The organism is Rhodococcus sp. T2V (assembly GCF_029269925.1).
Taxonomy (GTDB): Bacteria; Actinomycetota; Actinomycetes; order Mycobacteriales; family Mycobacteriaceae; genus Rhodococcus_F; species Rhodococcus_F koreensis.
The window spans coordinates 1-12,109 of the sequence record NZ_JARJBD010000099.1 but is presented as its reverse complement, the minus strand read 5'-3'; the positions used below and the strand labels follow the sequence as shown (position 1 = coordinate 12,109).

The 12,109-nt window shown below is 67.2% G+C and carries 14 protein-coding genes and 1 pseudogene; 8 read left to right on the top strand and 7 right to left on the bottom strand.

Going from position 1 to position 12,109, the window contains the following annotated elements:
- Positions 1-212 precede the first annotated feature (212 nt).
- Positions 213-539 carry a WhiB family transcriptional regulator gene (locus tag P3H15_RS44475; protein ID WP_276143161.1) on the bottom strand — a complete coding sequence of 109 codons (327 nt, stop codon included), beginning with the start codon at positions 537-539 and terminating at the stop codon, positions 213-215.
- Between the two features lie 819 nt (positions 540-1,358).
- Here P3H15_RS44475 and P3H15_RS44470 point away from each other — a divergent pair.
- The 7 genes from P3H15_RS44470 (at position 1,359) to P3H15_RS44440 (ending at position 5,099) form a co-directional block, all read left to right on the top strand.
- Complete coding sequence (locus P3H15_RS44470) at positions 1,359-1,526, top strand: hypothetical protein (RefSeq protein WP_276143134.1); 168 nt, start codon at positions 1,359-1,361, stop codon at positions 1,524-1,526.
- A gap of 216 nt (positions 1,527-1,742) precedes the next feature.
- The gene (locus tag P3H15_RS44465) at positions 1,743-1,913 is read left to right on the top strand and encodes a hypothetical protein (RefSeq protein WP_276143133.1); all 171 of its coding nucleotides are present in this window, start codon (positions 1,743-1,745) and stop codon (positions 1,911-1,913) included.
- A gap of 517 nt (positions 1,914-2,430) precedes the next feature.
- Positions 2,431-2,883, top strand: coding sequence for a phage holin family protein (locus tag P3H15_RS44460; protein ID WP_276143132.1), 453 nt, complete (start codon positions 2,431-2,433; stop codon positions 2,881-2,883).
- Entirely contained in the window at positions 2,880-3,149 is a 270-nt protein-coding gene (locus P3H15_RS44455; RefSeq protein ID WP_276143131.1) for a DUF3618 domain-containing protein, read from the top strand. Before P3H15_RS44460 ends, P3H15_RS44455 begins: the two co-directional genes overlap by 4 nt.
- Positions 3,150-3,543: 394 nt before the next feature.
- On the top strand, positions 3,544-3,801 hold the full coding sequence (locus P3H15_RS44450) for a Rho termination factor (RefSeq protein ID WP_276143130.1): 258 nt from the start codon (positions 3,544-3,546) through the stop codon (positions 3,799-3,801).
- A gap of 94 nt (positions 3,802-3,895) precedes the next feature.
- Positions 3,896-4,081, top strand: coding sequence for a hypothetical protein (locus P3H15_RS44445; protein ID WP_276143129.1), 186 nt, complete (start codon positions 3,896-3,898; stop codon positions 4,079-4,081).
- Positions 4,082-4,202: 121 nt separating this feature from the next.
- Complete coding sequence (locus P3H15_RS44440) at positions 4,203-5,099, top strand: SDR family oxidoreductase (RefSeq protein WP_276143128.1); 897 nt, start codon at positions 4,203-4,205, stop codon at positions 5,097-5,099.
- Positions 5,100-5,908: 809 nt separating this feature from the next.
- Here P3H15_RS44440 and P3H15_RS44435 read toward each other — a convergent pair.
- The 4 genes from P3H15_RS44435 to P3H15_RS44420 all read right to left on the bottom strand — a co-directional run bounded on the left by P3H15_RS44435 (position 5,909) and on the right by P3H15_RS44420 (position 8,822).
- Positions 5,909-6,202 carry a hypothetical protein gene (locus P3H15_RS44435; protein WP_276143127.1) on the bottom strand — a complete coding sequence of 98 codons (294 nt, stop codon included), beginning with the start codon at positions 6,200-6,202 and terminating at the stop codon, positions 5,909-5,911.
- Positions 6,199-6,654 (bottom strand): PRC-barrel domain-containing protein, encoded by a 456-nt coding sequence (locus P3H15_RS44430; RefSeq protein WP_276143126.1) that lies wholly within the window; start codon positions 6,652-6,654, stop codon positions 6,199-6,201. The genes P3H15_RS44435 and P3H15_RS44430 overlap by 4 nt, the downstream gene beginning before the upstream one ends.
- Before the next feature lie 45 nt (positions 6,655-6,699).
- Positions 6,700-7,911 carry an alcohol dehydrogenase catalytic domain-containing protein gene (locus P3H15_RS44425; RefSeq protein ID WP_276143125.1) on the bottom strand — a complete coding sequence of 404 codons (1,212 nt, stop codon included), beginning with the start codon at positions 7,909-7,911 and terminating at the stop codon, positions 6,700-6,702.
- 683 nt (positions 7,912-8,594) lie between these two features.
- Positions 8,595-8,822 carry a hypothetical protein gene (locus tag P3H15_RS44420; RefSeq protein WP_276143160.1) on the bottom strand — a complete coding sequence of 76 codons (228 nt, stop codon included), beginning with the start codon at positions 8,820-8,822 and terminating at the stop codon, positions 8,595-8,597.
- Between the two features lie 197 nt (positions 8,823-9,019).
- Between P3H15_RS44420 and P3H15_RS44415 the strand changes: the two genes are divergently transcribed.
- Complete coding sequence (locus P3H15_RS44415) at positions 9,020-9,751, top strand: amidohydrolase family protein (protein WP_276143124.1); 732 nt, start codon at positions 9,020-9,022, stop codon at positions 9,749-9,751.
- Between the two features lie 129 nt (positions 9,752-9,880).
- Here P3H15_RS44415 and P3H15_RS44410 read toward each other — a convergent pair whose 3' ends face one another.
- A complete protein-coding gene (locus P3H15_RS44410; RefSeq protein ID WP_276143123.1) occupies positions 9,881-10,981 on the bottom strand; it encodes an aromatic acid exporter family protein in 1,101 nt (366 codons plus the stop codon).
- A gap of 758 nt (positions 10,982-11,739) precedes the next feature.
- A pseudogene (locus P3H15_RS44405) lies at positions 11,740-12,109 on the bottom strand (hypothetical protein); the annotation flags it as partial.

The following is a 12,109-nucleotide window of genomic DNA, read 5'->3' as shown; positions in this document are numbered from 1 at the left end:
CCCGGGTGAGTTCGGCTGTCCGCACAAGCGTGTGGTGTCGGTGCGCTGCTTGACCGACGGACCCCGTTCACTGGTTTCGGCCAAAACGGTGACCATGGTCGGGTACCCGCCGCGGGCGAAGGAGAACCAGCGGTGCGGTGACGGCACCCGCAGGCCCGGGAGAGTTGGGTTCAGTCCTGGTACTCCGGCATATGCTCACATTGTGGTGTGGTTTAGCGGGGTGCGGGCGAGGTCGGCGGGGTGCGGTGGGGTCGGCGGGCAGCGGGACGGGTGCGTCGCCTGATGTGGCGGGTGCGGTCAGTCTCGGACATGCCGCCCCAGATTCCGTAGGCCTCGGCGGCGGTGAGGGCGTGGGTGCGGCAGTCGGTGAGCACGGGGCAGTCGTGGCAGAGTTGTTTGGCGGCGCGTTCGCGTCGGGCACGGGCGTGGCCGCGTTCCCCGTCGGGGGAGAAGAACAGGTCGGTGTCGGTGCCGCGGCAGGCGGCGCGGGACTGCCAGTCCCCGTCGGCGTGGACGTGGGGGTGCGAAGGATCAGGCACGAGCAGGTCGAGTCGCTTTCGGAATCGGGCGTCGGACACGGTGGTCGGGCGGTCGGCGCCGGCACCCATCCGGGTCCGGGCAGTGGGCGCGGTCCGCGCTCGGTGTGCGGAATGTGGGTGGGCGTGTCTCCTCGCGTCGTGTGGTGCGAACACCGATCCGCCTCCCAGATCGGTGTTCGAGACCGTGTGTGCGACAAAACTACTCGGCACGGCGCGGATGCAGTCTGGTTCCGCCGGGGAGCAATCGGCTTGCCGCAGCGGTGGACTCGGGTCATGGGTGTGCGGTCGGTGCGGCACGGTGTGGCACGCGGCAAATGGCGGTGCCGGTGCGCTGATGCCTGGGCTCGACATCGGGGGGCGGGGGATACTTCCCCGTCCCCCGCCTCCGGAAGAACTGGCGGCGGGGTGTGTGTCGATAGTAGCGACACACTGATTGAGGGTTCAATGGAATCGGTGAGGAGTAAGCGGCATCACATCCGCCGCGTGCCCCTGCCGCGGTGGCGGGCTACGAGCAGGTCCCGTTCCCCGGTCACGGCGTTTGCGTGGTCACGCGAAGCCGGCGCCGTCGGTTCTCTTCTCCCGGACCGCAGGAGGCCCATGCCGGTGCTCGGTTTATCCGGCGGTCAGGGCCACAGCAGGGCGCCCCATCCGGTGCGGGCCGCACGTGCGGCGGGGGTGGGTCCGGACGCTTCGTTCCCGCTGGCCAGCGCGACCAGGGCTTCGGCGAGGGTGAAGGCGGACACACCGTGGCGACGGGCCGCGCCGACCAGTCGTCGACCGTGTCCAGGAGCTGCTCGGGCTGGGCTGGGCCGGGTTACTTTGCAACCTCTCGCCGACCGGATCGATCTCGTCTGCTGCGACCTCGGGGACGCCGCCGTCTTCGGCACCGCCCTACCCGATCCCGGCGCCAAGGCGAAGGTCGCCGGTTTCGCCGCGGCGTGGGGAATGCTGTGCGCCTACAGTGGCCGCCGCAGCGGACAGCGGTAGCGTCACCTGCTCGGGGTCGATCCCGAACCCTCAGAACTGCTCTCCCGGTACGACTTCCGGCGACGGTGTTGGCATGCGGTACAACAGGTCCTGTCAGTACCTGCGGGGACGGATCGCCGGGAGCGGAGGGTATGCGAGCAGGTGGGTGAACCGGTGTGAGTGGGAGGTGACTGCGGACACGGCTCGTGGGGTACTCCGCCTGGAGGCGGTGATCGTATGACTACTCACGATTCGATTCGGCACTGGGTTGCCGGACAGATGCATCTCGACATCGGCACTGCCGAGCAGGCCGAGCTCGCCCGGCTCGATGCGGTCACCGAAGCGGCGGAAGCGGGGTATGTGCGCATGCTGCTTCGACTCCACGACTACCGTCCGCAGGTCGGATGAGAAGATCGCCACCAGCAGGGGCAGGCCGCCGGTGCCGGACTCGTATTGTTGGCCGCGGTCACTCGGACGGAACCTGGAGGGACATCGTCCCGCAGGAGCCGGCCGCGGCCGTGGCTGCCGGGGGTGTCGATGCGGAACCATTCGAGCTGGTACTTCGTCCCCGGACCCGCGGAGTACGGTGGCGGCTGGTGTGGGCTGTTCGCGCGTACAGTTCCGCGGCGCAGGAGGGGTAGTTGGTGATGTGCCACAAAACCATCCGGGTTACCGGGGTGGGGAGGAAGTCGGGTTCTGCGCGAGTTCGGTTCGGTCGTCGAAGTCTCGGCTGGCGGTCGGATATGCCGCAGCAGACCGAAGTTTGGGATTCTGGGGCGATGGGCAACCGGGATCGAACCGGACCCATCCGGGAAGACGGTGCCAGTGCAGCTGTCGCAGATCGCGGCTCAGCTCACAGGCGAGACGAAGCAGTGATCCCCGTCCGAGGTACCACCTCGTCGACGCCGCGAAAGGAGTGACGACCATGACCCACACCGACCACCCCCGATCAAATTCGGAACGTACCGGCGAGCCGCCGGGCGCCGCACATCAGATCGACCATCTGTCCACCGTGCAACTCGTCGAACGCCTCACCGAACAGGTGAAGGCACTCGTCCAGACCGAGATCCGTCACGGAGTCGTCGAGATGAAGGACAAGGGCACCAGGTTCGGTGTCGGTGCGGGACTCTCGGGTGCTGGACTCGTGATCGTGCTGTACGGGCTCGGTGCGCTCGTGGCCGCCGCCGTGCTCGGACTGGCCACGGTGCTCGACCCGTGGCTCGCCGGCTTCGTGGTGGCGATCCTTCTCATCGTCGTGGGCGGCATCGTCGCCGCTGTCGGCGGGCAACGGACGAAAAAGGCGTTGCCCCCGACACCGGTCGACACCAGTCGCAGCGTCCACCGAGACGTGGACACCGTGAAGGAGAGCCTCCGATGACCGCTCCGCACGAGTCGACCCCGGACGGCGACGCCCTGACCGCCACCGCCGAACGACAGCGCGCAGAATTGGCCACCACGGTCGACGCCCTCACCCGCAAGGCCGACGTGCCTGCCCGCGTGAAGGCAGGCACCCGGCACCAACTCGACACCGTCCGGCACGAACTCGCGAACGTGCGGAACAAGCCACGACTCGCAGCTCTGCTCGGCGGTCTGACCGCCGGCGTCGTCGCCCTGGTCGTCGTCCGACGCGCACGCCACCGCTGACCGGGCTGGAGGAAAAGAGACGACACGACCCACGAGCGCCCGCAGACGGCGGAACCGAAGGACGGCCGCCCGGGCCGGCCGATCACGGAAAGGACGGGGACAGGGGCGCGGCGGGAATTTCCAGAACTCGTCGACGATTCCGACAGTGCAGAGGATCACGCCAACGCACCGGCGGTCGGCGGACCGCGCCAGATACTCCCCGAGCGTGTACTCGTCGCTTCTCGACCGCACGTCCGGGTCCGCCGGTGCGTTCGCGCGGGGCGATCAGATGCGGCAGAAGAAATGGAGGTGGCCGTCCCCAAACCCGTCACCGCATCCGCGAGCGCGGAATCGCTTCCCGCTCCCCGCTTCCCGGCCACGACCGTGGTGAGCTCCGCGGCTGCCTCGCAAATCGGTGGGCACCGACACCGCGATCTCGACAGACCCAAATCGGGGCCAGCCCAAGGAGAAGGCGGCCGGCCCCGCCTGCGCTGCTGCCAGGCGGGGCCGCAGCGCCGTCGGCATGTCCGGTGGGAAATCGCCGGCCTACGAGGACTGGCCCGACGCCGAACTCCACAATCGCGCCGAGGAACTCGACCTGCACGGGTCTTCGAAGCGGAACGAGACCAACCTCCTCGGCAAGATCCGCAACCACGGACGACCGACCCGGTAGCGTCGCCATGTCGCCGGAACGAGGTCATCGGCTGACGGTGTCCGGCGGTCCGTCTCGTCGATTAACCCTGCCCGTTCGTGGGCATTCGGACGGCATGGCTACCTATCGAGTACTCGATCCCACCGGCACCGTCGTCGAGACCAAGGACATCGAGAGCGCGGAGGACGCGCACGCCTGGTTCGTCGACGTCCGTGCCGACAACAGTGAACTCGGCTGGCGGATGGAAGTGCAGCACACCGATGGGTGGTCGTTCTTCGACGACACCGAGGGCGCCTCCTAGCGCGAACGGTTTGCGGCAGAACAAGTCCGGCGCTGCGGGGGTGTCCCGACACCAGACTCCGGGACCGCTGTCTTCGAGTGGTCCATCCGAATTCGATAACGGACCGAGAAAGGGTACGACAATGGCCGACCAGTACGCGCGCCAGGATCCCACCACCCAGTACCCTGCTCCCGATCGCGAACATCAACCCGAATTGCCGCACCCGGGACTGACCTCCCAGATGGTGAGCGTCCCGGATCACGGCGAGAACACCTATCGAGGAAGCGGCCGCCTCGACGGCCGCCGGGCACTGATCACCGGCGCGGATTCGGGCATCGGCCGTGCGGTGGCACTCGCGTTCGCGCGGGAGGGCGCCGATGTCGTCGTCAGTTGCCTCGACGCCGAGGAGCCGGATGCACAACAGACGAAGCGATTGGTGGAAGCAGCCGGCCGGCGCGGCGTCGTCGCAACCGGGGACATCACCTCGGAGGAGCACTGCCAGAGCCTCGTGGACCTGACGGTCCGGGAACTCGGCGGTCTCGACATCCTCGTGAACAACGCGGCCTTCCAAATGGTCCAGACGGGCGGCATCGCGGACATCACCACCGAGCAGTTCGACCGGGTCCTGCGCACGAACCTCTACGCGCTGTTCTGGTTGTGCAAGAAGTCCCTCGCGGTCATGGAGCTTGGATCGACGATCGTGAACACCTCGTCGATCCAGGGAATGAATCCTTCACCCGGCCTGCTCGACTACGCCACCACCAAGGCGGGAATCATCGATTTCACCAAGGGACTGGCCGCCGATGTAGCCAACCGCGGCATCCGGGTCAATGCCGTGGCGCCGGGGCCGATCTGGACGCCGTTGATTCCCGCGACCATGCCGGCCGACGGTTACCGGCACTTCGGGGACGATGTGCCGCTGGGACGGCCCGGACAGCCGGCCGAGCTCGCCCCCGCATACGTCTTTCTCGCATCCAACGAATCCAGCTACGTCACCGGAGAAGTGCTCGGCGTCACCGGAGGGACGCCCTTCACCTGAGGCCGGTGCACCGGACAGCCCAGACGGGATCGCCCTCGGTTACGGGCTGGTCGCCGAGCGCCCCCGGTTTCGGCGATGGCGCGCAGGTACCGGGTCCCCGGAACGGGAAGAATTCGTCGTCCAAGGCTCGGCGGCCTTCCTCCACGGCGGCGTGGGCGTCCTCGGTATCGAAGGGAGGCGGGGAGGTGTGCCGGATCGCCTGACCGCACTCTTGCAGGAAGTACGGATGGCCGCCGCTGGCTTCGACGACGATCGAGCGCGTCCGGGGTGAACGCACTCATCGGCACTCAGCGACCTCGACTGAGGCGGTCCCACGAGGAGCGCAACGGTGCCAGTGCCTCGCTGACGGCACTTGCGAGCGACGGCCGACTTGCGGTGTCCCGGCATGAGTTCCCGGATCTGTCCGGGGTGGAGGTGAACGCGGTCGAGGCGTCTCCCGCTCTCATCAGCTTCGTAGCTGCCAGCGGTGCTTTCGGGCCGCCGCCCGACATCGTGCTGTCGGGTATCAACCACGGGCCCGCTGACCGGGACAGTATTGTGGCTCAGGTCAACTCGGGAAGAAGGTCGAAGAAGCGCCGGACCGCTGCCCGATCGCCGTCCACCGGAAGCGTCGCCGTCGTCGCACGCGTCGTCCAGGTTGCTCCCGTAGAACGCCATGCCGCACGGCGGTCAGCAGCGAGACCACCGTGCTTTCGTTGCGGACCACGGTACCCGGCGCCGCATCAGGATGTCAGTGCGTCAATGCGGCTGCACATGAATGACGAGGGATGGGGAGCAAGCGCGAGCGAGGTGCTGACACAGGTCCCTGTTCAGTGGCCCTGTTGGTCCATCAGTCCCTCGTCGTCGAGTCGTTTCACCCGCCGGTGCTCGAGCAGCACCAGGGTTGCACCGGTGACAAGGCACAGGATGCAGATGATGACGGCGATCCATGCCCATCCGGTGAAGCCGTAGCCTGCGGCGACGAGGAAGAGTCCGAGTACGGCAATGCCGGTGCCGATCAGGGTGTAGCCGGGCCAGTTGCGGCTGTCGGTGATGGCCTCACCGGCGTGACTGCGGATGGTGCGGACGTCGTCTTGTGGATGCAGATTTTCGTTGTTGGTCATCGTTTCGGCCCTACGCCTTCTTGCGGCGACAAAGTTTTGATGGTTCGCGGTGGATAGGGGTAGGTGTAGCCCGGCATCCAGAACGGGGCGTACCCGTAGTGGGTGTACAGGGTTTCGTAGAAGTCGGCGTCCGGGACGATCGAGGGGTCGTACTCGGCGCTCTGTGCGACATGTTCGCCGGTGCGATCGAGATGCACGCTGACGTCGTCGATGCGGATCACGGCGTCGACGGGCACGAGCCGCTTGGTCTTGCCAAGTCCGAAGAAGCCCCCGGATCCGATCCGCAGGAACCGCACCCGCCGTTCGTCCGCGTCGACGATCAGACCATCGACGTCGCCGAGCACGTGGCCGCCGCGGTCGAACACGGTGCGACCGCGGATGTCGGCCTCGGGGTGCTCCATCGTCAGCGGTGTGGCGTCGAGATCGATCAACGTCGGTGGCTGCTTTGGCATGGTGATCAGCTCGCTTTCCTGCCGGTCGGCACGAGAAATCGCGGGTCAGGTGACGTCGAGGACGGTCTTGAGCCAGCCCTGCTCTCGGGTGTCGAACCGCTGGTAGGCGTCGAGAGCTCGGGTCGGCGCGGCGTGCTGGGTGATGAACGCGGCCGGGTCGAGGACACCGGTCGCGGCCATGGCCAGCAGGTGTGGGATATAGCGACGGTGATTGCAGTTCCCGGCCTGCACGGTGAGGTTGCGGTTCATCATCTCGCCGATCGGAAACACATCGAAATTGGGTGGGTAGACACCGATGATGCCGATGCTGCCGGCCTTCGCGGCGGCTTTGACGGCCCATCGCACGGCGAGGCTGGGGGCGTTGCCGGGCACCCAGGTGTCGCCATCGGGATTGGTGTGGGGTGCCGCCTTGTCCCGTTCGGCGTCGAAGGAGTCATCGGAGACCGGCAATGTTTTGGCGGCCGGTCCACCGGAGGGGCGTTGGGCGTCGACCCCGACGGCGTCGATCACCCGATCGACGCCGATTCCACCGGTCAACTCCCGCACCACCTCCACGGGGTCCTCGGTGTTGAAGTTGATGACCTCGGCGTTCTGGGTGCGGGCGATGGCGAGACGGTCGTCGAGACCGTCGACCACCAGAACCCGGGTCGCACCCTGGCGTTTCGCGGAGGCGATCGCGCATTGGCCGACCACGCCGGCGCCGAGCACCAGCACGGAGTCGCCCTCGGTGACCTGGGCCAGGCGGGCGCCGAACCATCCGGTGGGCATCACGTCGGAGGTCATGATCGCCTGGTCGTCGGTCACTGCGTCGGGGATCTTGACCAGGGTGGTGGTGGCATGTGGAACGCGGGCGTATTCGGCCTGCAACCCGTTGACGGCCCCGGTGGCGTCCGGACCGCCGAAGAAGCTGGTGCCGGCCTGGGGCCCGTTCGGGTTGGCGGTGTCGCACTGGGCGAAATACCCGGCCCGGCAGTACGAGCAGATTCCGCAGGCGATGGTGGAGCAGATCACCACCCGGTCGCCGGGAGTGAAACCGCGTACCGCGGCGCCGACGTCCTCGACGACCCCGACGCCCTCATGGCCGACGATCGTGCCTTCCTTCATTCCCGGCATGGTCCCTCGCACCAGATGCAGGTCCGTGCCGCAGATCGCGCTGGTGGTCAGCCGGACGATGGCGTCCGTCGGTTCGACGATATCGGGGATGTCGACGTTGTCGAGTCGGATGTCTCCGATGCCGTGCCAGACGAGTGCTTTCACGAGTGCTCACCCTTTTCGTCAGTGGTGTCTCCGGTTCGGGTGCCCGACGGCAACGGTACGAAACAACCCGCAGCCCGATCGGTGCCACAACTGATCGCGATGACCCCGTTCGTGATCGACGCAGGGGCCGGATCCGTGTGGCTGATGCGGGGTGTGCGGTCGGTCAAGACACGACCCGAAACGGTGCCAACGTCCAATCGGTGGCATGGGGTATCGGCGATCCCCGCAGCGGTTCTGGTGCGCGGGTAAATCGACACGGCGGCGAGTTCTCGACGTGGTGTGTCATGACTCAGGGCGGGGCGGGGTGTTCTTGTGTCGAGGGTCGAGGATCGCGAGTCGGTCGAACTGGATCACATCGGTGGTCGAGACGGGGCGAGCGCTGCGTCCGAACCGTGCTTGCACAGGTCGTCCTGGCCATCCCCGCGGGTCACGCGAACCGGACGCTGGGTGATTCAGGCAGCGTTGGACTGTGCGTCCGACACCGGACACCGCCGTGGTTATACCGCGCGACGCGGTAGGCCGCTGAGGCGGCGTCCCACACCGGTGTCAGGATCGTGGGCCTGCTCAGTGGAGGCTTTCCGCTCCGATTGACAGTCGCTGTCGGGGAAGCCGTGTTCGAGAGGACGCGCACAGGACCTACTGGATAACCTCGAGTCCAGTCCGCTGGCGCGATTATTGGGCCTCTATGCTCCGCGCGACGACCATGCCTGCGCGATCTGAGGGTACGCATTGGCGATCTCGTCGACGCGGTCGTCGGTGGCGGTGTCGACTTCGGCCCGATGGCGCTGCGCTGTCACCAGCGGCCCTTCCGATCCCTCGGGTCCGGGACCGCCACCCGGGGCGTCCGCCTCCCGTTCGTGGATCACTTCGTCGAGGCGACGTGCGACGAATTCCTTCTTGGTCTCGGCCATCATCCAGTGCTTCCGGGATAGTGAATTGTAGTCGGTGATATTGATAACCATTTTCCTCGCCCGTGCTCGTGTTGAGTCGGCGGCGGGCACGGGTGAGTTCCTCCAGTGGTGTGACCTGCTCGATCTGTAGATGGACCTGCTCGCGTTCGAAGACCGGCGTTATCTCCTCCAGTCGGCAACGCTCGCGGGACAGGAACATGCCGTACAGCGTCTGGTATCACTCGCTCACCGACGCGACGGTCCTCGACGTCCTCCCGGACCTCGAGTCGGACGGTGTGCTCGAGGTGGCTCCGCTGGTCTGTGGGTTCGACCCGACCGACCTGCTGGCGATCGAGCACCTCGAGTTCGTGTGGGGCCGCTCCGATCGTTGGGCCGGTGTCGGCGAGGTGATGTTGAGGCACGACGACCTGACGAACCTGACGTCCGGCGAGGTGCCGTCCCCGGATCACGTCGCGATGGACGCCGTTCTCGACTTCTGTGCGCAGAACGACGCGCCGATCTCGCTGCACCACGATTCGAGTTCGGTCGGGATGCCCGATCGGCACGAATACGCCGAAAGCCTCGAGCGTGCCCTCGATCGTCATCCGTCGACGTCGGTCGTCTGGTGCCACGCCGGAGTGTCCCGACAAGTCGACCCCTCCGGGCAGCTCGATCTCGTGCGCCGGATGATCGAACGGCATCGCAATATGACGGTCGAGTTGTCGTGGGTGTTGCTCGACCGTATCGCCGACGAGAACGGTGCGGATGAGGACTGGGTGAGGCTCGTTGCGCGAGAACCGGATCGCTTCGTGGTCGGTACCGACACCGTGGCGCGCGCCGACACGGTCGACACCCGGGGCGCGCAGATCCGTACCTTTCTCTCCGCGCTTCCGGAGAGTGCGGCCGAACGGGTGGCTTTCCGCAACGCCGAAGCCCTGTGGTTCGGATAGAGCGTTGGGAGGGGCACGGCATCGACGCCCGAACTCTGGGTTGGTTCGAGCTCGGTGCCGGCACCGGGGTGCGTCGTATCAGTAGGTAGTTTCTCACCCAGTGCTGACCGGGCATTCCGGCGCGTGGAGTCAGAAGGTCGTGAGTTCGCGTAGCGCGTGCCGGGCGGGCAGCAACATGGCGAGTACCCCGGCCGCCGATCCGAAGGTCACGGTTTCGGGGGCTTCGAGTCGGTCGTCGAGGTCATCGAGGGCGGAGCGGGCGGACTCGACTGCCGCATCGAAGTCCGCTCCGCCGCTGTGCCCCTCACCGCGGAGTCGGACCACGTCGGCGAGGCGGTCGAGGACCTCAGCGAAACCCGTCCGCGACACTGTATCGGGATAGACGAAGGGGCGTTGGTGCTCGACCACCGTACGCACCGCTTGCGCGATCTCCTCGACGTAGGGCCAGACGTTGCGCAGACTGATGAACACCCATCCCGGATCCTCGGTGGGCGTGCCCAGCCGGACAACGCGCTGGCGGAGGTTGAGTCGGCGGCTCTCGGCGCTCCATTCCACGGCACGTTCGGCTTGCCGGACCAGCCCGATCGCAGCTTTGGCTTGTCGTGCCCATGCGTCGGCGTGCGGTGGTGGCTCGTTCTCGCGGAGCACGGTGGCCAGATCGGTCAGGAGCGCGGCCAATTCGGTTGCGAGCCTGTGTGTTGCGCGGCGCGCGGTGTCACCGTAGACCGGAGGGAAGATCGTGGCGTTGATGACGAGTCCGATTCCGGCGCCCAGGACGGTCTCGGCCAGCCGCTCGACGAGCAGCGTTTCTGCCGTGGCGCCGGAGGTGAGTAGCAACAGGGCGGTGATCCCGATCCATGGTCCGCTCTCGCCGAACCGGTGCCACTGACCGATCAGCAATCCGACCAGCACCGCCACGGTCAGGGTGAGCAACTCCCATGGGATGACCGCGGCGACGGCGGTCGTCAGTACCACTGCGACCGTGACTGCCGATATTTGCTGGGCGGCTGAGCGAACCGAGCGGTACACGGTGGCCTCGACGATGAAGATCGCCGACCATGGCGCCAGAAATGGCTGGGAGAAGTCGAAGACCCGGGAGGCGACGACCCAGGCGAGGACCGCGGCGCCGGTGGCCTTGATTGCCTGGACGAGCGCGACGCGTTCGGGGCCGGGGGCGCGCACCGCCCGGTCGAACCACCGCACGGGGGAGCCGACTGGTCGTGCCAGCACACGAACAGCAGCACACGAGCGAGTGGGTGACATGGGGACCGGTTACCCACTGCTCGTAGCCCGATATCGCTCGTGACGGATCGGGGGCGCCGGAGGGCCAAGCACTCTCGAGGTGTCCGGCCGCTGTCTGCAATTACGGCGTGGGTAGGCGAACACTGTTCCGGGTAACCGCACACCGGGACGACGAGGTCTCCGGTAGCGGGTGTCGACGTCGAACCAGCGTAACGAGGGCGATGCTTTCGGCGACCGGATGCGTGTGACCGTGAGGGCGTACAGATTGTGTCTCGCATCGAAGAAGGCCCCGATCGTGGCGACGGCTACCGGGATGTCGGCTGGGACGAGGACCCGATACGGTGGCCGGATCCGAGTCCGTTGGACCTGGGGTGGCAACGGGTGATGTCCGAGAGCCTCCGCCGGTCCCGGGACGGTGCCACACGAGCGGCGGTTCCCGAGTCCGGGGCGCCCGGCGCCGAGATCTCCGGCCGCACGCGGGTTAGACCGACCGGACTGGACGGCCTCGAGGCCGTGAGACGGGGCGGGGCACCTTCGGCGACGCGGGTATACGGGTCGCCGGCTGGCGCGGTCACACATGACGAGTCCCGCACGGCCGGGCGGATCGATGCGTTTCCGACGTCGTCCCGCCCGCCAACCCAGGACGACGCGGGCGCTGGGAGTGCCGCCTCCTCCATTGTCAGGGCGACGGAATCCTCGGCGAGCGCGGCCTGCCAGTCCGCCATGTGCCGACTGGCCCACTTCCGTCACCACGTGCCGCCGTATGAACCGGCGAGGGCACCCGCGGCTCCGACGATCAGTGCCGCCGCGACGCCGGTGGAACTGCGCAAGCCGCTGGCAACACCGATCACGGCCGACCGGACGGTGCTCGACCGTTCCTCCGATCGAGTGGTGCGGTGGCCCGTGGTTTCGTCCTGTTGTCGCCGGGCGGCGGTGACGGTGGCGCCATAGGCCAGATGCGATCCGCCACGGCGTGGGGAATGGTGTGCGCCTACAGCGGCCGCCACGCCGTGTAGGGCATCGTCGGGGTCGATCACGGCGAACGTGTGGTGATCGGTCTTTATGCGGATGGTTCGTTGTGCTGGGGTGGCGTTTTCCATCCTGGTTCGATCCAGG

What these genes read in the sequence shown, in the direction of transcription:
- P3H15_RS44465 (WP_276143133.1), top strand. Translation starts at nt 1,743, where the DNA reads ATGACTACTCACGATTCGATTCGGCACTGGGTTGCCGGACAGATGCAT.
- P3H15_RS44460 (WP_276143132.1), top strand. Translation starts at nt 2,431, where the DNA reads ATGACCCACACCGACCACCCCCGATCAAATTCGGAACGTACCGGCGAG.
- P3H15_RS44455 (WP_276143131.1), top strand. Translation starts at nt 2,880, where the DNA reads ATGACCGCTCCGCACGAGTCGACCCCGGACGGCGACGCCCTGACCGCC.
- P3H15_RS44445 (WP_276143129.1), top strand. Translation starts at nt 3,896, where the DNA reads ATGGCTACCTATCGAGTACTCGATCCCACCGGCACCGTCGTCGAGACC.
- P3H15_RS44440 (WP_276143128.1), top strand. Translation starts at nt 4,203, where the DNA reads ATGGCCGACCAGTACGCGCGCCAGGATCCCACCACCCAGTACCCTGCT.
- P3H15_RS44435 (WP_276143127.1), bottom strand. Translation starts at nt 6,202, where the DNA reads ATGACCAACAACGAAAATCTGCATCCACAAGACGACGTCCGCACCATC.
- P3H15_RS44430 (WP_276143126.1), bottom strand. Translation starts at nt 6,654, where the DNA reads ATGCCAAAGCAGCCACCGACGTTGATCGATCTCGACGCCACACCGCTG.
- P3H15_RS44420 (WP_276143160.1), bottom strand. Translation starts at nt 8,822, where the DNA reads ATGGCCGAGACCAAGAAGGAATTCGTCGCACGTCGCCTCGACGAAGTG.
- P3H15_RS44415 (WP_276143124.1), top strand. Translation starts at nt 9,020, where the DNA reads ATGCCGTACAGCGTCTGGTATCACTCGCTCACCGACGCGACGGTCCTC.